Below are 22,686 nucleotides of genomic sequence, written 5' to 3'. Positions count from 1 at the left end.
CCGGAATCATTTCAGGCGCGACCCGCGGAGTCTGCACTGCCGACTGCGCGTGTTCATCCCGTTACCCGATGCACCGGTCACCCGGTCAGGCCGGTGTGGGCCGCCAGGAAAGCGAGCTGGTCGGCCGCGAGCCCGACCGTTCGGCTGACCGCGCGGGCGCCGTGCCCCACCGAGGTCTCCCGGCGGAGCACGACCGGCGCCGCGACCGAGGTCGCGTGCTGCAGCGCGGCGGCCAGCTTCCGCCCGTGCAGGGGATCGACCCGGGTGTCGGACTCGAACGTCGTGAACAGCACCGCCGGGTACGCCGTCCCATGGCGCACCGCGTGGTACGGCGAGTAGCCCAGCAGCCAGCCCAGCTCCACCGCGTCCTCGGCGGTGCCGTACTCGTCGTTCCAGGTGCGGCCGAGACCGAAGCGCTCGTAGCGCACCATGTCCAGCAGGGGGGCGCTGCAGACGACGGCGGCCGCGAGGTCGGGGCGCTGGGTCAGCGTGGCGCCGACCAGCAGGCCGCCGTTCGACCCGCCCATGACCGCGAGCTGCCCGTGCGTCGTCCAGCCCTGCGCCACCAGGTGCTGCCCGGCGGCGGCGAAGTCGTCGAACACGTTCTGCTTGCGCTCGCGCATGCCGGCGCGGTGCCACTCCTCGCCGTGCTCCGACCCGCCGCGCAGGTTGGCCACCACCCAGACGCCGCCGGCCTCCACCCACGCCAGGGCCTGCGCCGTGTAGGCGGGGGTGAGCGAGACGTTGAAGCCGCCGTAGCCGTAGAGCACGGTCGGGCGGGGCCGGTCGGGCGCCCCGGAGCCGGAGAGGACGAACAGGTGCACGGGCGTGCCGTCCGCCGACCGCGCGTGGGTCTCCACGACGGTCACCGCAGGCGCCTCGCCGGCGACGTCGGCGGACTCCCAGGGCACCAGGGTCCCCGGCGTTGCCGCGTCCCAGCGCAGCACTGAGGGCGGCGTCGCGTAGTCGGTGTAGCCCACCCAGGCCGCGGTGCCGCCCTCGGGCGGGGCGCTCACCCCGGAGATGCTGCCGGCGCCGGGGCGTGCGACCTCGCTGATCCGGCCGCCGCCGTCGCCCGCCCAGAGGGAGAGCCGGTCGGTGGCGTCCACGGCGTGCACCGCCAGCACCTGCAGGGCGCCGTCCGGTGCGTCGACGTGCGCCACGTCGGAGAGCACGGCGCCTTCCTGCTCCGGGACGACGTCGGTCCACGCCTCCGGCGCCCAGGTGGCCGGGTCCTCGGGGTCGGCGACCGCGAGCCGCCAGCGCGGGGCGTCGCGGTCGCTCACCAGCCACAGCCGGCCGTCGCGCGCCACCCACGCGGCGGTCTGGGCGTCGACGCCGCGCTGCAGCTCCCGCAGGCCGCCGTCTCCGGCCAGGTCGGCGAGCCAGACGTCGTCGCGCGGGGCGGTGCCGGCCGACGCCGAGACGACCAGCCAGCGGCCGTCGGCGCTGGTGCGGACGCCGTAGTAGTTGGTGGGGTCGAGCCCCTCCCCGTGGACCAGCACGTCGTCGTCCGGGGAGCCGCCGACGCGGTGGCGCCACACGCGGCGGTGGAACTGCTCCTCGCCCGCCGGCACCTGGTCGGGCGCCAGCCGGCGGACGTAGAACAGCTCCGCGCCGCCGGGCAGCCAGCCGACGGGGGAGTAGCGGCACCGGTCGACCGGCCCGTCGAGCAGCTCGCCGGTGGCGACGTCGAGGACGTAGAGCCTCGACTCCTCGTCGCCGCCGGTGCTCACCTGGTAGGCCAGCCGGTCCCCCTCCCACGAGGGCGACCACGCGTCGAGGGTCGTCGTCCCCTCCGGGTCGAGCGCCATCGGGTCGACGAGCACCCGCACAGTCCCGTCCGCCTCGCGCACCCGCAGCACGGCGTGCTCCTGGCCGGGGTCGCGGCGGGTGGAGAACGCCCGCCCGCCGCGCCACACGGGCACGCCGACGGCGCCGGCGCGCACCAGCTCCCCGAGCCGCGCGGCGAACCGGTCGCGGGCCGGCAGCGCGTCCAGCACCTCGGCGGCCAGGCGGTCCTGCGCCTCCGACCACTCCTGCGTGCGCGGGTCGGCGGGGTCCTCCAGCCAGCGGTAGGGGTCGGCGACGCGGTGGCCGTGGAGCTCCTCGACCAGGTCAAGGCGCGGGGCGTCGGGGTAGCGCATGGCCGGAACGCTAGCGGCGGGCACCGACACCCGCCGGGGCCCGGGAGATTTCCAGTGCGCCGCGCGGCGGTTCTCGGGTCAGAATGGGGCTGCCCGCGGGTCGTGCAGCACCCGGCGGTCCGGGGCCTCCGGAGGTGATCCGTGCCGCGTTCCGCGCCCGGGTCGACGCCGGCGGGTCACCCAGGCTCGCGGCGCGACCCCGTCCCGCCGCTCGTCCCCGTGCCCTCGCCCACGACCACGGGCGCCACCCTGCTGCTCAACGCCACGTACGAGCCGCTGTGCGTGGTGTCCAGCCGGCGGGCGATCGTGCTGGTGCTCGCCGAGAAGGCGGAGTCGGTCGACATCACCGCCGACGTCGTCCACGCCGAGACGCTGAGCCTCCCCGTCCCCGTCGTCGTGCGGCTCACCCGCTACGTCCGCGTGCCCTACCCGGCGTCGGTGCCGCTGTCCCGCCGGGCGGTGTTCACCCGCGACGGGCAGACCTGCGTGTACTGCGGCGGATCGGCCACGAGCATCGACCACGTGGTGCCGCGCAGCCGCGGCGGCACGCACACCTGGGACAACGTGGTGGCCGCCTGCCGCCGGTGCAACCACACGAAGGCCGACCGCTCGCTGGCCGAGCTCGGCTGGAAGCTGCCGCGCCCACCGAGCACCCCCAGCGGCGCGGCCTGGCGGCTGCTCGGGCACCGCACCGTCGATCCCCGCTGGCGCGAGTGGCTGGGAGTGCCGGAGAGCGTGAGCGCGTGAACGCCGCCCGCCGGCTGTGGGCGCTCGCCGAGCCGTTCCACGCGCTCACCTACTTCGCCGACGAGGCCCGCTCCGCCTTCGCGGGAGCGGGGTTGACGGGATTCTGGTCCGGCTACTTCGCGGGCCGCGCCGCCCCGCTGGGCGCCGTCGGCCCGGAGGTGGTGACGGCGGTGTTCGTCAACTTCGCACCGGAGTTCGTGGCCCGCCGCGTCCCGGCGGTGTGGGCCCAGGCCACCCCGGCGGTGGCGCTCGCGGCCCGCCTGGCCGGGGTCGACGCCGCCGTCCGCCGGGTGCTGGGGGAGAGCTGGAGCGGGTCGGACGAGTCGGTGGAGGCGGTGCACCTGGCCGCCACCGCGGCGGCCGCCGTCGATGTGCCGGGGCGCCCGCTGGCCGCCGCGAACACGGCGGTCGAGGTGCCCGGCGAGCCGCACCTGGTGCTCTGGCAGGCGCTCACCACGCTGCGCGAGCACCGCGGCGACGGGCACACCGCCGCGCTCGTGCAGCGCGGGATCGACGGGGTGCAGGCGCACGTGCTGGCCGCCGCGGCCGGGCGCTCCGACCGCGCGTGGCTGCAGAAGGCGCGCGGCTGGGACGACGCGGCGTGGGAGCAGGCGGCCGCCGCGCTGGCCGACCGCGGCTGGCTGGCCGGTGCGCAGCTCACCGCGGAGGGGCGGGCGGTGGCCGCCGCCGTGGAAGCCGACACCGACCGGCTGGCGGCCGGCCCGTGGCGCGCGCTCGGCGACCGCGGCTGCGACCGGCTGGCCGAGCTGCTGACCCCGGTGCGCGCGGCGGTGGTCGCGGCGGGGCTCTGGCCGGCCGGCAACCCCATCGGCGTCCCCGAGCCCCTCTAGGTCACACGGGCGCGCTCGGCGGGGAACGACTCGAAGGAACGGTCCTCGAGCACGTCGCGGAAGCGCGCCATCGCGTCCCACACGTCGACGAAGCGGGTGTAGAGCGGCGCCGGCCCCAGCCGCACCCGGTCGGGCGTGCGGAAGTCGGGCACCACGCCGCGGTCGACCAGCGCCTGGGTGAGCTGCCAGGCCTGCGGGTGGGCGAAGGTGACGTGCGCGCCGCGGCGGGCGGCCTGCCGCGGCGAGGCGAGCACCACCCCGTGCGGGACCAGCCAGGCGTCGCCCAGCGCCACGACGAGGTCGGTCATCGTCCGGGCCTTGGCGGCCAGGCGGTCGATCCCCGCCTCGGCGACCAGCGCCGCGCCCACCTCGACCGCGGCCATGCCCAGCACCGGCGGCGTCCCGGTGCCGAAGCGCTCGATGCCGTCGGCCGGCACGTACTCCGGTCCCATCGCGAACTGGTCCCGCTGGCCGAACCAGCCCTGGATCGGGGAGCGCAGCCCCGCCTGGAGGTCGCGGCGCACGTAGAGGAAGGCCGGTGCCCCCGGCCCGCCGTTGAGGTACTTGTAGGTGCACCCGACGGCCAGGTCGGCCCCCGAGGCATCCAGGTCGGTCGGGACGGCGCCGACGGCGTGCGAGAGGTCCCAGAGCACCAGGGCGCCGACGTCGTGCACCGCCCGGGTCACCGCCACGACGTCGGCCAGCGCGCCGGAGCGGTAGGCCACGAGCGACAGGACGACGACGGCGACCCGCTCGTCGAGGGCGGCCGCGAGCACCGCCGGGTCCAGCCCCTCGTCGAGGTCGGCCTCGATCTCGCGGACCGTCATGCCGCGGGCCTCCGCGACGCCCGCGACGACGTAGCGGTCGGTGGGGAAGTCGTCGGCGGTGCAGACGAGCACGTCGCGGCCGGGGCGGGCGGCGGCGCCGGCGACCAGCAGCTCGTAGAGGTTCACCGTGGTCGAGTCGCCGACCAGCACCTGGCCGGGGCCCGCCCCGAGAACGCCCGCGCCGAGTTCGTCGCCGAGCCGCGTCGCCGCCCCGATCCACTGCGACCACGAGCCCACCAGACCGCGCGCCCACTCCTGCTCCACCACGCGGGCCACCGCCGCCGGCGTCGCCAGCGGCATCCGGCCCAGGGAGTTGCCGTCGAGGTAGAGCAGCCGGTCGGGGTCGTCGTCGTCGGTGCCGGCGAACCGGGCGCGGAAGGCTGCCAGCGGATCGGCGGCGTCGAGCTGCTCGGCGTGCGCCCGGGTCGGTTCCACCGCCCCACTCTGCACGGCGGCCGTCCGACCGGCCGGGTGCCGGGGCTAGCGTCGGCCCCGTGACCGCGCTGCACGACCTGACCGCCCTCGAGCAGGCCGCCGCCGTCCGGGCGAAAGAGGTGAGCCCGACCGAGCTGGTGCGACACGCGCTCGCCCGCATCGACGCCCACGACGCCGGCCTCGGCGCCTTCCTCACCGTCACCCCCGAGCGGGCGCTGGCCCAGGCGGCCCGGGCCGAGGCACGGGCGCGCGCGGCAGGGGAGCTGCCGCCGCTGCTCGGCGTCCCCACCGCGATCAAGGACCTGAACAACACCGCCGGCGTGCGGACGACGTTCGGCTCGGCCGCCCTCGCCGACTTCGTGCCCGCCGTCGACGACGCGGTGGTCACCCGGCTCGCCGCCGCCGGGACGATCAGCGTGGGCAAGACCAACACCCCGGAATTCGGCTTCCCCTGCTACACCGACAACGACCTCGCCGGCCCGGCCCGCTGCCCGTGGGACACCTCCCTGCTCGCCGGCGGCTCCAGCGGAGGCGCGGCCGTCGCCGTCGCCGCCGGGTTCGTGCCGTTCGCGCAGGGCAGCGACGGCGGGGGCTCGATCCGCATCCCGGCGAGCATCAACGGGCTGTTCGGCATCAAGCCGACCCGCGGCCGGATCAGCAACGCCCCCTACGGCAGCGAGGTGACCGGCCTGGGCACCAGCGGCCCGCTGGCCCGCACCGTGCGCGACGCGGCGGCGATGCTCGACGCGATGGCCGGTGCGGAGATCGGCGACCCGTTCTGGGCCCCGCCGCTGCCGCCGGGGGAGACCTTCCTCGGCTGGGCCGACCGGGAGCCGGGCCGGCTGCGCATCGGGCGTTACACCGAGTCGGCGATGCCCGGGGTGGAGCTGGAGCCGGAGGTGGCAGAGGCCTTCGAGGATGCCGGGCGGCTGCTCGAGAGCCTGGGGCACGTCGTCGAGGACGTGCCGACCGGGCTGCTCGACCCCGCGGTGCTGCCCTCCTTCGAGCGGGTCTGGGCGCTGGGTGCCACCACGCTCCCGGTCCCGCCCGGGCAGGACCAGCTGCTGAAGCCGCTGACCCGCTGGATGCAGCAGCGGGGCCTCGCCCTGTCGGCGCGGGACGCGATGCAGGCGATGTTCGCGCTGCGCGTCTTCTCCCGGCAGTTCCTCCGGGCGACCGCCGGCTACGACGTGCTGCTCGCGCCGGTGCTCACCATGCTGCCCCGGCCGATCGGGTGGTTCGGCGAGGACGGCGAGGGCGGGGCGGACTTCGAGCGGCAGAAGCGCTACGCCGCGTTCACCGCGCTGTTCAACGTCACCGGGCAGCCCGCGGTCAGCGTCCCGCTGCACTGGAGCGCCCGTGACCTGCCGATCGGCACCATGCTCGTGGGCCGCCCCGCCGACGAGGCCACGCTCGTCTCGCTCTCGGCCCAGCTGGAGGCCGCGCGGCCGTGGGCGCACCGGCGCCCCGCCGTCTGGACCGAGAGCCGATGAGGACGGACGTGTCCCGGTAAGTTGTCGGGCGTGACCGTCGCCGAGACCCTCCTCGTCTACGCCGCCATCCCGCTCGCCATCGTGCTGGTGCTGGCGCTGCTGACCCTGAAGCCCGGCAAGGGCCGGCGTCCCCGGTACAAGCCCGGCCAGCCGTGGGACCACGCCCCGGTCTGGTACGAGCCGCACCCGGCGCACGTCGGTGGCCACGGCCCGGCTCCCAGCCACGGTCCGGCCGCGGTCCAGGGCAGCGACACCGCCGCCCTGGGCTCGTCGGTCTACCCGGAGCAGCCGGGCGAGCGGGCACTGGAGTCCGGGGGCGGGGTCGGCCCGGCGCTCGGCTCCGGTGGCTCGCACACCGGCGGTGCGACCGCCGCGCGTCTCCCGCAGGCGGCGGGTCCGCTCGGCGGCGCCCGCGGGACCTGGTGACCGAGCCCGGTGACCGCTTTCCACGTCCCGACGACCATCCCCGGAGGCCGGCGATGACCCGCGCGCCCGAGATCGACACCCCCCGCACCGGCACCGACGTCGGCGGCACGCTCCACCCGCGCACGGCGGAGGCCAGGATCGACGAGATCTTCAGCTTCCGGGAGCTGGCCCGTCTCGACGAGGCGCTGACCATGTCCTCGCGCGAGACGGGGCTGCGCTTCACCCTCTACGTGGGCGAGCTGGCCACGCCGACCCGCGCCGCCGCCGAGCAGCTGCACGCGCGCTCGGGCGAGCACCCGACCGACGCCGTGCTGATCGCGGTGTCGCCCGGCCAGCGCGTGGTGGAGGTCGTCACCGGCGCCGGGGCCGCGCGCCGCCTGCCCGACCGCGCCTGCGCCTTGGCGGTGCTCTCCATGACCAGCGCCTTCGCCAACGGTGACCTGGTCGGTGGCATCGTCAACGGCCTGCGGCAGCTGTCCGACCAGGCGGGGCACCCCGCCGGGCTCCGCACCCACTGATCGACGACGGAGGCGCCGCGCCCCGGCCGGGGTGCGGCGCCTCCGCGGTGCCCCGGGCTCCATGTTGATCAGGTGACCTGATCGTTCCGGGTCCTGGCTCACCACCGGTGCTGAGCCAGGACCACAGATGACCAGGTCACCTGATCATCAGCGGAGGCGGCAGACGACGACGAGGGCGCCGCACCTCCTCGGGAGTGCGGCGCCCTTGTCGTCTGCGGGGGCCGGCTACTCGGCGGCGGCGTCCCGCTCCCGCGCACGCAGTGCACGGGCGATGCCGTCCCGCCCTTCGAAGACCAGCCGGCGCAGCGCGGGCGGCTGCTCGGCGTCGGAGAGCCAGGCATCGGCGGCCGCGATCGTGCGTGGCTCCACCACCGGCGGGAAGAGGTACTGCACGGCGTTCTTGGCGATCTCGCCCGGCCGGCGGTCCCACAGCGGGCGGACGTCGGCGAAGTAGCGGTCGACGTAGCCCGCGGTCAGCTCCCGCTGGGCCGGGTGCCAGAAACCCTGCAGCACCGCCTCGTGCACGGCGTTCGGGATGGATTCGTCGGTGAAGGCCCGCTGCCAGGTCTCCTCCTTCGACTCCGCCGTCGGCCGCAGGGCCCGTGCCGTGGCCGCCCGCCGGATACCCGTCGCGGTGGCATCGCGCTCGGCCTCCGCGTCGATCTCGGCGTCGCCGGCCGCACCGATCGCGACCAGCCCGTGCAGGAACGCCCACCGCGCGTCGGCGTCGACGACCAGGCCCTCGGGGGCGCGCGAGCCGTCGAGCAGCCCGCGCAGCGCCGCCGCGTGCTCCTCGGTGCGCGCAGCGCTGGCCAGCGTGCGGGACCACAGCAGCTGCTCGTCGCTCCCGGCGGGGGCTGCCTCTAGCGCGGCGAGCGCGTGGTCGGCCAGCTGCGCCCACCCGGTCGGCGCCCACGCCGGGTCGGCGAAGGAGGAGAGCGCGCTCTGGACCCGGGCCAGCAGCGACTGGATGACGCTGCTCTCCGTCTCGGCGCCGATCCCGGCCAGCACCAGCTGCACCCACTCGCGGGCCGGCAGCTCGGCATCGCGGGTCATGTCCCAGGCCGCCGACCAGCACAGCGCGCGCGGCAGCGAGTCAGGCAGCGCACCGATCCGCGAGCGCAGCGTGGCCAGCGACTTCTCGTCGAGCCGGATCTTGGCGTAGGTGAGGTCGTCGTCGTTGACCAGCACCAGGTCCGCGGCCGGGTGGCCGACCAGCTCGGGTACCTCGGTGCGGGCGTCGGCCACGTCGAGTTCCACCCGGTGGCTGCGGGTCAGCCCGTCGGGGCCCTCGCTGTAGAGGCCGACGGCCAGCCGGTGGTTGCGCAGCACCGGGTGCTCGGCCACGGCGGTCTGCTCGATGGCGAAGCTCGTGTAGCGGCCGTCGTCGCTGAGCTCGAAGACCGGCCGCAGGGTGTTGACCTGGCTGGTGCGCAGCCACTGGTCGGCCCACTCCGAGAGGTCGCGGCCGGAGCTCTCCGACAGCGGACCCAGCAGGTCGGCCAGGGTGGTGTTGCCGTACTCGTGCCGGCGGAAGTAGCGCTGGACGCCGGCGAGGAACTCCTCGCGCCCCACGTAGGCCACCAGCTGCTTGAGCACCGAGGCGCCCTTGGCGTAGGTGATGCCGTCGAAGTTGACCTCGACCGCGGCGACGTCGGGGATGTCCGCGGCGATCGGGTGGGTCGAGGGGAGCTGGTCCTGCGCGTAGGCCCAGGCCTTCTCGGTGTTGGCGAAGGTCGTCCACGCCGTCGTGTACTCGGTCGCCTCGGCCTGGCACAGGGTGCTGATGTAGGTGGCGAAGGACTCGTTGAGCCACAGGTCGTCCCACCAGCGCATGGTCACCAGGTCGCCGAACCACATGTGCCCGAGCTCGTGCAGGATCGTCTCCGCGCGGCGCTCGTAGCGGGCGCGGCTGACCTTCGAGCGGAAGACGTAGTCCTCCAGGAAGGTCACCGCGCCGGCGTTCTCCATGGCGCCGGCGTTGAACTCCGGGACGAAGAGCTGGTCGTACTTGTCGAACGGGTACGGGTAGTCGAACACCCGGTGGTAGAAGTCGAAGCCCTGCTTGGTGACGCGGAACAGCTCGTCCGGGTCCAGGTGCTTGGCCAGCGAGGCCCGGCAGTACAGCCCGAGCGGGATGCCCTCGTGCAGGTCGGTGACCTTGGCGTACGGCCCGGCGATCAGCGCCACCAGGTAGGTCGAGATGCGCTTGGTGGGCGCGAAGTGGACCAGCTGCGATCCGCCCTCGCCGGCCTCGATGGTGCGGTCGCCGGTGTTGGAGACGACCTGCCAGTCGAAGGGCGCCGTCACGTGCACCGTGAACGCGGCCTTGAGGTCGGGTTGGTCGAAGCAGGTGTACATCCGCTTCGCGTCGGCCGGCTCGAACTGGGTGTAGAGGTAGACCTGCTCGTCTTCGGGGTCGAGGAAGCGGTGCAGGCCCTCGCCGGTGTTCGAGTAACGGCAGTCCGCCGTCACCACCAGCGTGTTCTGCTCGGCGAGGCCGGGCAGCGGCAGCCCGCCGTCCTCGGTGTAGGAGCTGACGTCGAGCTCGGTGCCGTTCAGCGTCGCCGAGTGCACCGTCTCGGCGACCAGGTCGATGAAGGTGTCCGCGCCCGGGCGGCGGCAGGTGAACTCGACGGTCGTCGTCGACCGGAAGGTGCGCTCGCCGGGGTGCCCGGCGCCGTCGGTGACGTCGAGGGAGATGTCGTAGCTCTGGACGGCCAGGAGCTCGGCGCGGGCGGCGGCGTCGGTGCGGGTCAGGTTGGGTACGGCCACGCCCGAGAGCTTGTCATGCGGGGACGACGCGTCGCCCGCCGTCCACCGGTCCGGGGAACAACCGGGTCCCGCCGCGACTTGCCTGACCGCAGACGGCACGGGCACTCGGCGACCCGGGCCACCGGAGCGAGGAGCAAGGATGACCGATGCAGTGCAGAGCGCGCCGACGAAGGCCCGCGTCGACTTCTGGTTCGACCCGCTGTGCCCGTGGGCCTGGCTCACCAGCCGCTGGGTGCTCGAGGCGGCGAAGGTGCGCGACATCGACCTGCACTGGCACGTCATGTCGCTGGCGGTGCTCAACCGCGGTCGCGACCTGCCCGAGGACTACGCCGAGATGATGGCCAAGGCGTGGGGCCCGGTGCGGGTGGCGATCGCGGCCGCGCAGCAGCACGGCGACGAGGTGCTCGGCGACCTGTACACCGCGATGGGCACGCTGCGGCACCACGAGGGCGTGGAGCTCGAGGACCTCATCGTCCCGGCGCTGGAGCGGGTCGGGCTGCCGGCGTCGCTGGCCGAGGCCGCCGGCTCCACCGAGTACGACATCGCGCTGGAGAAGAGCCACCACGAGGGCATGGACCCGGTCGGCGAGGACGTCGGCACGCCGGTCATGCACATCGACGGCGTAGCGTTCTTCGGTCCCGTCATCAGCAAGGTGCCCACCGGTGAGGACGCCGGCAAGGCCTTCGACGGCGCCGTGCTGCTGGCCAACCTGCCCGACTTCTGGGAGCTCAAGCGCACCCGGACCTCGGACCCGGACATGAGCTCCGTCCCGGCCGACGCCCTGGAGCTCGCCCGTACCCGCTGATCGCCGACGCGGGGTGCGGCATCCTGTCGGGATGCCGCACCCCACCCGCCAGCGCATCTTCATCTCCGGCGCCAGCTCCGGCCTCGGCGAGGGCATGGCCCGCAGGTTCGCCGCGATGGGCCGCGACCTCGCCCTGTGCGCCCGCCGGGTCGACCGGCTCGAGGCGCTGCAGGCCGAGCTGCGGGCCGCACACCCCGGCATCCGCGTCGAGGTCGCCCCGATGGACGTCGACGACGCGGCCTCCGTGGCCACCGTCTTCCCCGACCTCGCCGAGCGGCTGGGCGGCTTCGACCGCGTCGTCGTCAACGCCGGCATCGGCGCGGGGAGGTCCGTGGGCGCCGGCGGGGCGGCCGGCAACCGCGCCGTCCTGCACACCAACGTGCTCGGCTCGCACGCCCAGTGCGAGGCGGCGATGGAGCTGTTCCGCCGCCAGGGCATGGGACACCTGGTGCTGATCTCGTCGGTCGCCTCGGTGCGGGGCATGCCCGGCAGCCGCACCGCCTATGGGGCCAGCAAGGCGGCGCTGAACTCGCTGGCCGAGGGCATCCGCTCGGACGTGTACGGCTCGCGGATAGTCGTCTCCACGATCCTGCCCGGCTACATCGCGACCGACATCAACGTCGGCCGGCGGGGCCCGCTCACGGTGGACCTGGACAAGGGCGTCGGTGCGCTGATCGACGTCATCGAGCGCGAGCCGGCGCGCGGCTACGTGCCGGAGTTCCCGTGGCGCCCGGTCGCCGCGCTGCTGCGCGTGCTGCCGCTCTCGGTCGTCCGCCGGGTCACCGGCTCGTGAGGGGTCGCCCGGCGGCGACCGCCATCGTCGCGGCCGGGTAGGGCCCCGGCCCTCCCCCGCGCAGCGCGGTCAGGACGGCGAGCAGCTCCTCCCGCTGGGCACCGACGAAGGCCGCGTCGACCACCGCGCCGTGGCCGGGCACCACCGGACCGCGGGCCAGGGCGTGCAGCCGGCCGAGGGTGGCCGGCCAGTCCGCCGGCCAGGAGTCCCCGAAATCCGGCGGCGCCCCCTGCTCGACCAGGTCCCCGGCGAAGAGCACGGTCCCGTCGCCGGGGGTCTCCACCTCGACCACCAGATCGTGGTCGGTGTGCCCGCGGCCGAGGTGCTGGAGGACCACCTCGCGGCCGCCGATGTCGATTACGGCCACGTCGTCGACGAGGTGGTCCGGCGGGTCGATCGGGGTCGCCCGGAGGAGCGCGGCGTCCTCGGCGGCCAGCGCAGCGACGACGGCGCCCCGCTGCGCCTCACCGTCGACGCGCAGGGCCTCCGCGCAGCCCCGCGAGCCCCACACCGGCGCCGGGCGGAATGCCGCGTTGCCGAAGCAGTGGTCGTAGTGGGCGTGGGTGTTCACCACCGTCCACGGGTCCGGCGTGACCGCGCGGACCGCCGCCACCAGGTCCGCCGCCTCGCCGAGGTGCGACCGGGTGTCCACGACGAGGCAGGCGCCGTTCCCGAGCACGAGGCCGCAGTTGAGGTCCAGCGAGCGGTGCCGGCGCACCAGGACGCCGTCGGCCACCTCGTGCCAGCCGGTGCTCACCAGCTGATCCGCATCGGGCGGCCGCGGGCGTCGCGCCGGTCGTCGCCCACGGAGGACGCGGTGCCCGCGGCGAGGCGTTGTGCGGACCATGCCGCGGCGCAGGCGTCCAGCGCGTCGACCATCGGCACGCGGGCCGGTGCGTCGAGTAGCGCCCGTTCGACGTCCATGACCCCGCACAGCGCTTCGAGCCGCTGCATCGTGCCGCGGGCGGTGATCTTGGGATCGGCCACTCGCAGATCCAGGCGTCGGAAGGACAGTTCCGGGTGCACCTCGACGACCCGTGCATCAGGCGGGTCGCCGAGCGCGTCGTCGAGTTGCCGGATCGAGGGCAGCAGGTTCCACGCCTGCTTCGAGAGCGCCTTCCCGGACGCCGCGATCGAGATCCGGCACGCGTCGGGGTAGTCGACGGCGCCGAGCACCGGACGCAGTGGAGCCGGGAACACCGAGCTCCCGGCGCGGCGAAGGCGCCCTCGGGCTTGGACGTCGCAGGCGCGGACTCCGTCGTCCGAGAGCCCGATCGGCATGTCGACGGCCACCACGTCGACGTCGGGGACGGCGAGCACGGCATCGACGTCGTCCAGCGCCAGCAGGGTCACCGACCGGCCCTCCAGCAGCGCCCCGACCCACCGCCCGCGCCAGCCGTCGACCCCCAGCACCGCCACGGCGTGAGCCTGTCAGACTCCCCGGCATGCGCGTCTTCATCGGCACCGACCACGCAGGCCTGGAGTTCAAGGAGCACCTCAAGCGGGCGCTGGCCGAGGCCGGTCACGAGCCGGTCGACTGCGGCGCGTTCGAGTACGACGCCCAGGACGACTACCCGCCGTTCTGCTTCGAGGTGGGGGAGCGGACGGTCGCCGAGCCGGGCACCCTCGGTGTCGTCATCGGCGGCTCGGGAAACGGTGAGCAGATGGCCGCGAACAAGGTGCCCGGGGTCCGCGCCGCGCTGGTCTGGAACACCGCGACCGCGCAGCTGGCCCGCGAGCACAACGACGCCAACGTGGTCGCCATCGGCGCGCGGCAGCACAGCGACGAGGAGGCCACGGCCCTCGTGCTGGAGTTCCTCGGCACCTCGTTCAGCGGCGACGAGCGCCACGTCCGCCGGATCGGGCTGATCAGCGACTACGAGCGCGACCGGCACCGCCCTGCGGGCGGGCTGCCCACCCGGTCCCAGCACCCCTGACCCACCGGGGGCGGTGCTCGACCCGCCGCCCGCAGAGGCGTGTGCAGACCTGCCTACGCATGATCATGCATGGGCGTGCATAATCGTTCCCGTGTCCAAGGTGCTCACCTCCCTGCCCGTCGGCGAACGCGTCGGCATCGCCTTCTCCGGTGGTCTCGACACCTCCGTAGCGGTCGCGTGGATGCGCGACAGGGGCGCGGTGCCCTGCACCTACACGGCCGACATCGGCCAGTACGACGAGCCGGACATCGCCTCGGTCCCGGGCCGGGCGACCGCCTACGGCGCGGAGATCGCCCGGCTGGTCGACGGCAAGGCCGCCCTGGTCGAGGAGGGCCTCGCCGCGCTGACCTGCGGCGCCTTCCACATCCGCTCCGGCGGCCGCAGCTACTTCAACACCACCCCGCTGGGGCGCGCGGTCACCGGCACCCTGCTGGTGCGGGCGATGCTCGAGGACGACGTCCAGATCTGGGGCGACGGCTCGACCTTCAAGGGCAACGACATCGAGCGGTTCTACCGGTACGGCCTGCTGGCCAACCCCGCGCTGCGGATCTACAAGCCGTGGCTGGACGCGGACTTCGTCACCGAGCTCGGCGGCCGCACGGAGATGTCGGAGTGGCTGGTCGCCCACGGCCTGCCGTACCGGGACAGCGCCGAGAGGGCCTACTCCACGGACGCCAACATCTGGGGCGCCACGCACGAGGCCAAGACCCTCGAGCACCTGGACACCGGCATCGAGACCGTCGAGCCGATCATGGGCGTGCGGTTCTGGGACCCTGCGGTCGAGATCGCCACCGAGGACGTGACCATCGGCTTCGCCGAAGGGCGGCCGGTGACGATCGACGGCGAGGAGTTCGGCTCCGCCGTCGACCTGGTGCTGGCGGCCAATGTGATCGGCGGGCGGCACGGCCTGGGCATGTCCGACCAGATCGAGAACCGGATCATCGAGGCCAAGAGCCGCGGCATCTACGAGGCGCCGGGCATGGCGCTGCTGCACATCGCCTACGAGCGGCTGGTCAACGCCATCCACAACGAGGACACCCTGGCGACCTACCACTCCGAGGGCCGGCGGCTGGGCCGGCTCATGTACGAGGGGCGCTGGCTGGACCCCCAGGCGCTCATGCTGCGGGAGTCGCTGCAGCGCTGGGTCGGGATGGCCGTCACCGGTGAGGTGACCCTGCGGCTGCGTCGCGGCGAGGACTACTCGGTCCTCGACACCGCGGGCCCGGCGTTCAGCTACCACCCGGACAAGCTCTCGATGGAGCGCACCCAGGACTCGGCGTTCGGCCCGGTCGACCGCATCGGCCAGCTGACCATGCGCAACCTCGACATCGCCGACTCGCGGGCCAAGCTCGAGCAGTACGCGCGGCTGGGCATGGTCGGGGGCGCGCCGACGCACGCGGCCATCGGCGCGGCCCAGGCGGCGGCGACCGGGCTGATCGACGTCACCGAGGAGGGGGGTGCCGAGACGATCGCATCCCGCGGTCAGATGCCGGCCGACGAGGAGCTGCTGGACCGGGCGGCGATGGAGGCCGGCACCGACTGATGCCCGGGCGGTGTCCCCCCGTCGGACATCTCCTCCCGCGAGATGTCCGACGGGGGGACACCACTCCGCGCTCGCCCCGGCCGACCGGCCTTCCACCGCTCGCCGGCGACCGGCCGCGTGCGGTCCTCCCTACCGCTCGCCGGGCGCGCGCCCGCGTGAACCTCCTTGCCGCCGCGTCGTCATCCCCGCCCCGCCGTCGCGCCGCCCTCAGAAGTTGTCGGGGCACCAGGGCGTGACCGGCCAGCTGAACGCCGTCGACGCCAGCGTGACCGCCCCGGGGCTCACCTCGGTCACCCGCCCGGCGGCCTGCAGCGCGGCCAGCGGGACGCCGCCCAGGTAGGCCGCCGAGAGCTCCTCGATGCCCAGCACGATGTCGGGGTCGCGGTCGGTGGGCCCGCAGTAGCCGCCGGCCGGGTGCCCGGAGAGCCGCCAGCGCCCGTCGTTCCACGGGCAGAACGGGTCGCGCACCTCCAGCACGAGGTCGATCGGGGCCGGGTAGCGGCGGGCGGCCAGGGCGCGGTCGACGTCGACCAATCGCACCCACAGCCCGTCGACCGGCGTGCTGTGCAGGGCCCGTGCATCGGTGACCAGCCAGCGCAGCGGGTCCTCGGGGGAGGCTGCCGGGTACTTCAGCGTTCGCACCAGGTCGACCGACAGCAGCACCTGCCACAGCGCGGCGTAGGCCGGGGTGCCGGTCGCCCGCATCTCCTCGACGGTCAGCGTGCCGTCGGGCTCGCCGGTGTCGCTCCACGCGCCCTTCACCCGGTAGGCGGCGTACCCGGTGACCGTGCCGTCGGCCTCCCGGTGCAGCAGGTACCGGCGCGCCGAGGCACCGTGCCGGCCGGAGGGGTCGTCGCGCATGTGGCGGTCCCACCAGCGGTCGTCGCGCACCATGTTGCCGGGCACCCAGCGGTGCACCGCCGCGTGCACGGCCACGGCGGCCGGGCGGTACTCCTCGGCGGTCACCTGCTCGACCCGGCCGGCGCCCAGGTCGACGTCGGGCCGCAGCCGGAGCCGTTCCGTGCGGCCGGAGAACCGGGCCTCCCGGGTCGCCGGCGCGTAGCCGAAGCGCCCGTAGATCGGATACTCGGCCGCCCACAGCCCGGCCACCGGCTCGCGCTGCTGCTCGTGCAGCTCGGTCAGCTGGCGGCGCATGATCGCGGTGAGCACGCCGCGCCGGCGGTGCGTGGGTGCCACGGTGACCCAGGTGATGCCGGCACAGGGCACGAGCGCCCCGGGGACGGCGAGGGTGCGGCTGTAGGTGCCGGCGGTGGCGACGACGCGGTCGCCCTCCCACATCGACAGCGACCGGTCCAGCTCCGCCACCGACGACGGCCGCTCGGCGAAGGACGCCGGCGCCTCCTCCGCGAAGACGTCGTGCATGGCGTGGGCGAAGGCCGGCCACTCGTCGAGGGTCACCGGGCGCAGTCGGGCGTCGACATCGATCACGTCGACGTGTCTACCGGTCGGGTCCGACGCTCCGCCAACGAGTTCGGCGGCTCACGGGTCCGTCGTCAGCTGCGCAGGTAGGCCAGCGTCGCCAGCACCCTGCGGTGCTGGTCCTCGTCCTGGCCGAGCCCGAGCTTGGCGAAGATGTGCTGGGTGTGCTTCTCCACCGCTCCCGGCGTGACCACCAGCGTCCGGGCGATCGCGGTGTTCGAGCGGCCCTCGGCGATCAGCCCGAGCACCTCGCGCTCCCGCGGGGTGAGCCGGCGCACCGGGTCGTCGGCCCGGCGGCGCGCGAAGAGCTGGGCCACCACCTGCGGGTCGAGCACCGTCCCGCCGCCCCGGACGTCCTCCAGCGCGGTGAGGAACGTGTCGACGTCGGCCACCCGGTCCTTGAGCAGGTAGCCCACGCCGCCGGCACCGTCGGCCAGCAACTCGTCGGCGTAGGCGACCTCCACGTACTGGGAGAGCACCAGCACGGCGGTGCCCGGCGCCGCGGCCCGGGCCTCGACCGCGGCCCGGAGGCCCTCGTCGGTGTGCGTCGGGGGCATGCGGACGTCGACGACGGCGACGTCGGGCCGGTGCTCGGTGACCGCCCGCACCAGGGAGGGCCCGTCGGCGACCGCGGCCACCACCTCGGCGTCGGCCTCCTCGAGCAGCCGCACCAGCCCCTCGCGCAGGAGCACCGAGTCCTCGGCCAGCACTACGCGCACGGCAGGTCCCCGGTCAGCCGGGTCGGCCCGCCGCGGGGGCTGTCGACGACGAGCACGCCGTCGACGGCCTGCAGGCGGTCGGCCAGCCCGGCCAGGCCGTGCCCGGGCGCTGCCACCGCGCCACCGGAGCCGTCGTCCTCGACGACCACGCGCAGCCGGGTGCCGGTGCAGGTGACCTCGACCCGGCACGCCGTCGCGCCGCTGTGCTTGGCCACGTTGGCCAGCGCCTCGCTGACGACGAAGTAGGCGGTGTTCTCGGTGACCGGCGCGAGCCGCTCGGTCGGCAGGTCGACGGCGAGGTCCACCGGCACGGGGGAGCGGGCGGCGAGCGCGGCCAGCGCGGCGGCGAGACCGCGGTCGGCGAGCACCGGCGGGGCGATGCCGCGGGACAGCGCACGCAGCTCCTCGAGCGTCTCCCGGGCGAGGCCGGCGGCCTCGCCGAGGGTCTCCCGGGCGGCGTCCGGGTCGCGGTCGAGCTGCCGCTGCGCGCGGGCGAGGTCCATGCCCAGGCGCACCAGCCGCTGCTGCGGGCCGTCGTGGATGTCGCGCTCCAGCCGGCGCAGCGCCACCGCCTCGGCGGCGACCGCCGCGTCCCGGCCGCCCGCCAGCCGGCCGATCTCGGCCTGCGTCGCCGCCCGGGAGGTGAGCAGCACCCGGCCGAAGCCGGCCTGCAGCAGCGCGACCGCCCGGACGACGAAGGGCAGCAGCAGGGCGAAGACCAGACCGATCAGCGCGTACAGCGCGATCCGCCGGAAGGCGGTGCTCTCGAAGCCGAGCAGTTCGAGCAGGTCGGTGTTGCCCGGATCGCGGGAGGCGTCGGGCAGCGCCCAGTCCCACAGCCCGTAGGTGAGGCCGCCGAGGGCGACCGCCCAGGACGTCACGGTGACCGTGAACGACAGGATCACGAACGGCAGCCGGAGCACGGCGTGCAGCGCGTCCAGCCAGCTCTGCGGGTCGCGCAGCGGCGTGATCAGGCGGCGCACCGGGCGTCCCTCGGCCCGGCGGTACACCGGTCGCGGGACGGCCTCGCCGAGGACCGCGGGCAGCCATGCCCGCTCGGCGGTGGCGAAGCCGCGGGCGGCCAGCAGGGTGGCGGCCAGCACCGCCACCCCCACCCAGACGACCAGGAGCCCGGTGCCCACCGCCAGTCCGGTGACGACGACGACGAACGCCGCCACCCCGGCGGGGAACCCGGCCAGCGCGTAGCCGGTGTCGACGGCGAGCTGGCGGAACCGGCCCTGGCGGCGGTCGACGGGGAGCGGTGCCGGCACGGAGGTCGTGGGTAGCACGGCGGTGTCGGTGATCATGCCGTCGAGCCTGGCCGGGATGGGGCTCGGGACCCATCCCGCTGCCTGGCGGACCGGGGTTCGGGCCGGCCCGACCGTGCGTCGTCGATCATCTCGCGGGGATCGTTCCGTCCGGCGGCCGCCGGTGTCCAGTACCCCGGCCGGTTGCCGTCCCCGGCTAGGGTCGGTAGCCGCTGGCCACGCCGACCTCGTCGTGCCCCCGCAGGACGGGCGTGCCCCGGTGGACGGAGAATGCCCGTGCGCGCTCGTGCGCTGCCGATCGCCCTGACCGCCGCGCTGCTCACCGGGGCCTGCACCAGCTCCCCGGACGAGGGCTCGGACCCCGAGGAGCAAGTGGCGCAGATCGTCACCGCCGCCCCGGGGGACCGCCTGACCCTCGTCGCGGACGAGGACCCGGTCGCCATGGCCGCGAGCGCCAGCCGCACCTTCTTCGACGAGGCGGGCGTGGTCGTGCTCGTGGCGGAGGACGACCCGGCGGGCACGCTCCTCGGCGCTTCCGCCGCCGTCGCGCTCGGCGTCCCGCTGCTGGTGGGGGCCGACGGCTCCGGGGTGGACGAGCCGGTCCTGGCCGAGCTGGAGCGGCTGGGCACCACGACGGTGCTGGCCGTCGGCGACGCGGCCCCCGCGCCAGCCGCCGCGTCGTCGTCGTCGTCCGCGGCATCGTCCTCCCCGGCGGAGATCGACGCCGAGGTCATCGGGGTGCCCGCCGACCCGGCCGCCGTGGCGGCCGTGCTGGACCAGGAGCTCGCCGAGGCGGACCCGGTCGCCGAGGGCGGCGAGGTCGCCGCCGTGGCCGCGCTGGACCCGGCGGAGCCGGTCGCACTGCGCCCGGAGGGCGGCCGCGGCGGCGCGGCGGAGGAGTCCTCGACGGAGGAGGACGGCGAGGCGGACGCCGAGGGCTCGCTGCCCGAGATCGAGGGCGCCGAGCCGCTCGAGGGCACGCTGGTGATGACCACCGGGACCCCGGATGCGCTGGCCGCCGCGGCCACCGCACGGGCGGCCGGTGCGCGGGTGCTGGTCACCGGCGGCACCACCGACCCGCGGGCCTCGCAGGAGCTGATCAGCACCCTCGCCGAGGACGACGCCGAGCACGTGGTCGCGCTGGGTGCCGGCTTCGGTGCGGAAGAAGGTCTGGACTGGAAGCTCGCGACGGCGGCCACCGGGACCCAGCTGCCCGGCGGCGGCCAGGTCCTCTTCCCGGGCCGGATGATGGTGGCGCTCTACGGCCACCCGGAGACCGGCGCGCTCGGTGTCCTCGGTGAGCAGCCGGTCGATGCGGCCATCCAACGGGCCCGGGACCACGCCGCCCCGTACGAGCAGCTGGTCGACGCGACCGTCGTCCCGACCTTCGAGATCATCGCGACCGTCGCCTCCGCGTCCGCCGGGCCGGACGGCAACTACTCCGCCGAAGGCGACGTGGAGATGCTGCGCCCCTGGGTCGAGGCGGCCGGGGACGCCGGGCTATACGTCATCCTCGACCTGCAGCCGGGCCGCACCGACTTCGTCACCCAGGCGGAGCTGTACCGGCCGCTGCTGGAGCTGCCCTACGTGGGGCTGGCGCTGGATCCCGAGTGGCGGCTGGGCCCCAACGAGGTGCACCTCGTCCAGATCGGTTCGGTCGGCATCGAGGAGGTCAACCGAGTGGTCACCTGGCTGGCCGACCTGACGCGGGAGAACGAACTGCCGCAGAAGCTGCTGGTGCTGCACCAGTTCAGGGTCGACATGATCCCGGGCCTCGAGCAGCTGGACACGTCCCGGGACGAGCTGGCGATCATGGTCCACGTCGACGGCCAGGGCGGCCAGGGCGCCAAGCAGGCCACCTGGCAGGTGCTGCACCGGAACGCCCCGGAAGGGCTGTTCTGGGGCTGGAAGAACTTCTACGACGAGGACATCCCGATGCTGACCCCGGGGCAGACGATCGAGCAGGTCGACCCGCTGCCGGAGCTGGTCACCTACCAGTAAGGCTCCCGACAGCCGTGTCCGTCCACCGGCCGTTACCGTCGATCGCGGATCCCCTGCACACCGTCACGGGGACCGTTCGATCGAGAGGAACCACCGGATGAGACGGCGGACCACGCTGTCCGTGGCGGCCACGGCCGCGGTGCTGACCATGGCGCCCCTGAGCCCGGCCGCGGCCGCGCCGCCCGCGGCGGACGACCTGACGCTGACCATGCTGGCCACCACCGACCTGCACGGCCGCGTGCAGAACTGGGACTACTTCGCCGACCGCGCCTACTCCGAGAAGGCGGACTTCGAGACGGGCCTGGCGAAGGTGGCCACCGTCGTCGACTCGATCCGCGCGGAGCGGGGCGAGGAGAGCGTCCTCGTGGTCGACAACGGCGACTTCCTGCAGGGCACGCCGCTGAGCTACTACTACGCCAAGCAGGAGCCGGTCACCAAGACCCGCGTCGAGCACCCGATGGCGGTGGCGTACGACGCCATCGGCTACGACGCGCAGGTCGTCGGCAACCACGAGTTCAACTACGGGCTGGACCTGCTGCGGGCCTACGAGAAGGACGTCGACCACCCGGTGCTCGGCGCCAACGTGCTGCGCGAGGGCTCCGAGCGGCCGTACCTGCGGCCGTACACGATCGAGACGATGCGCGTGCCCGGCCACAAGCCGGTCAAGGTCGGGATCATCGGCCTGACCACCCCCGGCTCGGCGATCTGGGACAAGGGCAACGTCGAGGGCCGCGTGACCTTCCAGGACATGGTCGACGCGGCGGAGAAGTGGGTGCCGGTCGTCGACCGCAAGGCCGACGTCGTCGTCGTCCTGTCGCACGCCGGGGTCGGCGGGACGTCGTCGTACGGCCCCGAGGTGCCGACCGAGAACCCGTCGGACGTCATCGCCCGCACGGTGCCCGGCATCGACGCGATGGTGGTGGGCCACACGCACCGGAACGCCCCGTCGCAGATCGTCACCAACGAGGTCACCGGTGAGGACGTGCTGCTCACCCAGCCCTACCGCTGGGGCGCCACCGTCTCGCAGGTCGACATCGACCTGCAGCAGGTCCGCGGGAAGTGGGACGTCGTCGGCACCTCCGCCACGGCGCTGAGCGCCGCGGGCGTCGAGGAGTCGGAGGAGGTGCTGGACGCCACGGCCGAGGCGCACGCGACCACCGTCGCGTACGTCAACCAGGTGGTGGCGCAGTCGGCGGAGGAGCTCTCGGCGGTCACCAGCCGGTACGAGGACACCGCGATCCTGGACTTCATCCAGGACGTGCAGACCGACACCGTGGCCGCCGCCCTGGAGGGCACGGACCGGGCCGACCTGCCGGTGCTCTCGATCGCGGCGCCGTTCAGCCGGGAGGCGGTGTTCCCCGCCGGTGACGTCACCATCCGCGACATCGCCGGGCTCTACATCTACGACAACACCCTCGAGGCCGTGGAGCTGACCGGGGCCCAGCTGAGGGAGTACCTGGAGTTCTCCGCCCGGTACTTCCAGCAGGTGACGGGGACCGGGGCGATCGACGTCGAGACCCTCACCAACGCCCCGACGGCCGAGGCCCCGAACGGGACGCCGGACTACAACTTCGACATCCTGTCCGGCGTCGAGTACGCCATCGACGTGGCGCAGCCGGTGGGCTCGCGGATCGTCGACCTCTCGTACGAGGGGCAGCCGGTCGCGGACGATGCCCGGTTCGTCGTGGCGGTGAACAACTACCGGCGCAGCGGCGGTGGCGCCTTCCCGCACATCGACACCGCGCCGGTGGTCTACAACGAGCAGCTGGAGATCCGGCAGCTGCTCATCGAGCGGGCCCAGGCGGTCGGCGTGATCGACCCGGCGGAGTTCTTCGTCGGGAACTGGCAGCTGGTGCGCAACGGCGAGCCGCTGCTCCCGTGACGCACTGACACCGACCCGCCCGACCGGGTGGGAACGGTGGGGAGCCCCCGGAGCCACGGCGCTCCGGGGGCTCCCCTTC

General features: G+C 74.6%; 19 protein-coding genes. 11 read left to right on the top strand and 8 right to left on the bottom strand.

Features of this window, described 5'->3' with window-relative positions; all coding sequences use genetic code 11:
* Positions 1-77 precede the first annotated feature (77 nt).
* The gene (locus QOZ88_RS05355) at positions 78-2,147 is read right to left on the bottom strand and encodes a prolyl oligopeptidase family serine peptidase (RefSeq protein WP_305998763.1); all 2,070 of its coding nucleotides are present in this window, start codon (positions 2,145-2,147) and stop codon (positions 78-80) included.
* A gap of 219 nt (positions 2,148-2,366) precedes the next feature.
* Between QOZ88_RS05355 and QOZ88_RS05350 the strand changes: the two genes are divergently transcribed.
* On the top strand, positions 2,367-2,894 hold the full coding sequence (locus QOZ88_RS05350) for an HNH endonuclease (protein ID WP_305998762.1): 528 nt from the start codon (positions 2,367-2,369) through the stop codon (positions 2,892-2,894).
* Positions 2,891-3,745: an SCO6745 family protein gene (locus QOZ88_RS05345; RefSeq protein WP_305998761.1), complete on the top strand. Its 855-nt coding sequence runs from the start codon at positions 2,891-2,893 to the stop codon at positions 3,743-3,745. Before QOZ88_RS05350 ends, QOZ88_RS05345 begins: the two co-directional genes overlap by 4 nt.
* Here QOZ88_RS05345 and kynU read toward each other — a convergent pair.
* A complete protein-coding gene (kynU, locus tag QOZ88_RS05340) occupies positions 3,742-5,007 on the bottom strand; it encodes a kynureninase (RefSeq protein ID WP_305998760.1) in 1,266 nt (421 codons plus the stop codon). The genes QOZ88_RS05345 and kynU overlap by 4 nt on opposite strands.
* A gap of 59 nt (positions 5,008-5,066) precedes the next feature.
* Here kynU and QOZ88_RS05335 point away from each other — a divergent pair, with 59 nt between their 5' ends.
* From QOZ88_RS05335 to QOZ88_RS05325, 3 genes are read left to right on the top strand one after another with little or no spacing between them, the layout of a single operon-like run.
* Positions 5,067-6,500 (top strand): amidase, encoded by a 1,434-nt coding sequence (locus QOZ88_RS05335; protein ID WP_305998759.1) that lies wholly within the window; start codon positions 5,067-5,069, stop codon positions 6,498-6,500.
* A gap of 30 nt (positions 6,501-6,530) precedes the next feature.
* Positions 6,531-6,926, top strand: a complete 396-nt coding sequence (gene ctaJ / locus QOZ88_RS05330; RefSeq protein WP_305998758.1) for an aa3-type cytochrome oxidase subunit CtaJ — start codon at positions 6,531-6,533, stop codon at positions 6,924-6,926.
* A 53-nt stretch (positions 6,927-6,979) separates the two neighbouring features.
* Entirely contained in the window at positions 6,980-7,444 is a 465-nt protein-coding gene (locus QOZ88_RS05325) for a DUF5130 family protein (RefSeq protein ID WP_305998757.1), read from the top strand.
* Positions 7,445-7,669: 225 nt separating this feature from the next.
* Here the strand turns inward: QOZ88_RS05325 and pepN are convergent, their stop codons facing one another.
* Positions 7,670-10,219: an aminopeptidase N gene (gene pepN, locus QOZ88_RS05320; protein ID WP_305998756.1), complete on the bottom strand. Its 2,550-nt coding sequence runs from the start codon at positions 10,217-10,219 to the stop codon at positions 7,670-7,672.
* Between the two features lie 139 nt (positions 10,220-10,358).
* Between pepN and QOZ88_RS05315 the strand changes: the two genes are divergently transcribed.
* Together QOZ88_RS05315 and QOZ88_RS05310 are read left to right on the top strand one after the other, a co-directional pair.
* Positions 10,359-11,024 (top strand): mycothiol-dependent nitroreductase Rv2466c family protein, encoded by a 666-nt coding sequence (locus tag QOZ88_RS05315; protein ID WP_305998755.1) that lies wholly within the window; start codon positions 10,359-10,361, stop codon positions 11,022-11,024.
* Between the two features lie 31 nt (positions 11,025-11,055).
* On the top strand, positions 11,056-11,817 hold the full coding sequence (locus QOZ88_RS05310; RefSeq protein ID WP_305998754.1) for an SDR family oxidoreductase: 762 nt from the start codon (positions 11,056-11,058) through the stop codon (positions 11,815-11,817).
* On the opposite strand, the gene QOZ88_RS05305 is transcribed toward QOZ88_RS05310, so the two are convergent.
* Both QOZ88_RS05305 and QOZ88_RS05300 read right to left on the bottom strand, forming a co-directional pair.
* A complete protein-coding gene (locus QOZ88_RS05305; protein ID WP_305998753.1) occupies positions 11,804-12,574 on the bottom strand; it encodes an MBL fold metallo-hydrolase in 771 nt (256 codons plus the stop codon). The genes QOZ88_RS05310 and QOZ88_RS05305 overlap by 14 nt on opposite strands.
* A complete protein-coding gene (locus QOZ88_RS05300) occupies positions 12,571-13,236 on the bottom strand; it encodes a DUF429 domain-containing protein (protein ID WP_305998752.1) in 666 nt (221 codons plus the stop codon). The genes QOZ88_RS05305 and QOZ88_RS05300 overlap by 4 nt, the downstream gene beginning before the upstream one ends.
* Before the next feature lie 26 nt (positions 13,237-13,262).
* Here QOZ88_RS05300 and QOZ88_RS05295 point away from each other — a divergent pair, with 26 nt between their 5' ends.
* Together QOZ88_RS05295 and argG are read left to right on the top strand one after the other, a co-directional pair.
* Positions 13,263-13,754, top strand: a complete 492-nt coding sequence (locus QOZ88_RS05295; protein ID WP_305998751.1) for a ribose-5-phosphate isomerase — start codon at positions 13,263-13,265, stop codon at positions 13,752-13,754.
* Positions 13,755-13,845: 91 nt separating this feature from the next.
* Entirely contained in the window at positions 13,846-15,297 is a 1,452-nt protein-coding gene (gene argG / locus QOZ88_RS05290) for an argininosuccinate synthase (RefSeq protein WP_305998750.1), read from the top strand.
* Between the two features lie 207 nt (positions 15,298-15,504).
* On the opposite strand, the gene QOZ88_RS05285 is transcribed toward argG, so the two are convergent.
* The 3 genes from QOZ88_RS05285 to QOZ88_RS05275 form a co-directional block, all read right to left on the bottom strand.
* On the bottom strand, positions 15,505-16,746 hold the full coding sequence (locus QOZ88_RS05285; protein ID WP_305998749.1) for a GNAT family N-acetyltransferase: 1,242 nt from the start codon (positions 16,744-16,746) through the stop codon (positions 15,505-15,507).
* A 65-nt stretch (positions 16,747-16,811) separates the two neighbouring features.
* Positions 16,812-17,456, bottom strand: a complete 645-nt coding sequence (locus QOZ88_RS05280) for a response regulator transcription factor (RefSeq protein ID WP_305998748.1) — start codon at positions 17,454-17,456, stop codon at positions 16,812-16,814.
* Positions 17,447-18,763: a sensor histidine kinase gene (locus QOZ88_RS05275; RefSeq protein WP_305998747.1), complete on the bottom strand. Its 1,317-nt coding sequence runs from the start codon at positions 18,761-18,763 to the stop codon at positions 17,447-17,449. Before QOZ88_RS05275 ends, QOZ88_RS05280 begins: the two co-directional genes overlap by 10 nt.
* Positions 18,764-18,994: 231 nt before the next feature.
* Here QOZ88_RS05275 and QOZ88_RS05270 point away from each other — a divergent pair, with 231 nt between their 5' ends.
* Both QOZ88_RS05270 and QOZ88_RS05265 read left to right on the top strand, forming a co-directional pair.
* Positions 18,995-20,725, top strand: a complete 1,731-nt coding sequence (locus QOZ88_RS05270; RefSeq protein ID WP_406568210.1) for a hypothetical protein — start codon at positions 18,995-18,997, stop codon at positions 20,723-20,725.
* 97 nt (positions 20,726-20,822) lie between these two features.
* Positions 20,823-22,607 (top strand): bifunctional metallophosphatase/5'-nucleotidase, encoded by a 1,785-nt coding sequence (locus QOZ88_RS05265; RefSeq protein ID WP_305998745.1) that lies wholly within the window; start codon positions 20,823-20,825, stop codon positions 22,605-22,607.
* The last annotated feature ends 79 nt before the right edge of the window (positions 22,608-22,686 follow it).

Source organism: Blastococcus carthaginiensis, assembly GCF_030731085.1.
GTDB lineage: Bacteria > Actinomycetota > Actinomycetes > Mycobacteriales > Geodermatophilaceae > Blastococcus > Blastococcus carthaginiensis.
The sequence above is the reverse complement of the archived record's forward strand: the minus strand, read 5'-3'. Positions and strand labels throughout refer to the sequence as shown.

What these genes read in the sequence shown, in the direction of transcription:
- QOZ88_RS05355 (WP_305998763.1), bottom strand. Translation starts at nt 2,147, where the DNA reads ATGCGCTACCCCGACGCCCCGCGCCTTGACCTGGTCGAGGAGCTCCAC.
- QOZ88_RS05325 (WP_305998757.1), top strand. Translation starts at nt 6,980, where the DNA reads ATGACCCGCGCGCCCGAGATCGACACCCCCCGCACCGGCACCGACGTC.
- QOZ88_RS05315 (WP_305998755.1), top strand. Translation starts at nt 10,359, where the DNA reads ATGACCGATGCAGTGCAGAGCGCGCCGACGAAGGCCCGCGTCGACTTC.
- QOZ88_RS05310 (WP_305998754.1), top strand. Translation starts at nt 11,056, where the DNA reads ATGCCGCACCCCACCCGCCAGCGCATCTTCATCTCCGGCGCCAGCTCC.
- QOZ88_RS05295 (WP_305998751.1), top strand. Translation starts at nt 13,263, where the DNA reads ATGCGCGTCTTCATCGGCACCGACCACGCAGGCCTGGAGTTCAAGGAG.
- QOZ88_RS05275 (WP_305998747.1), bottom strand. Translation starts at nt 18,763, where the DNA reads ATGATCACCGACACCGCCGTGCTACCCACGACCTCCGTGCCGGCACCG.
- QOZ88_RS05270 (WP_406568210.1), top strand. Translation starts at nt 18,995, where the DNA reads ATGCCCGTGCGCGCTCGTGCGCTGCCGATCGCCCTGACCGCCGCGCTG.
- QOZ88_RS05265 (WP_305998745.1), top strand. Translation starts at nt 20,823, where the DNA reads ATGAGACGGCGGACCACGCTGTCCGTGGCGGCCACGGCCGCGGTGCTG.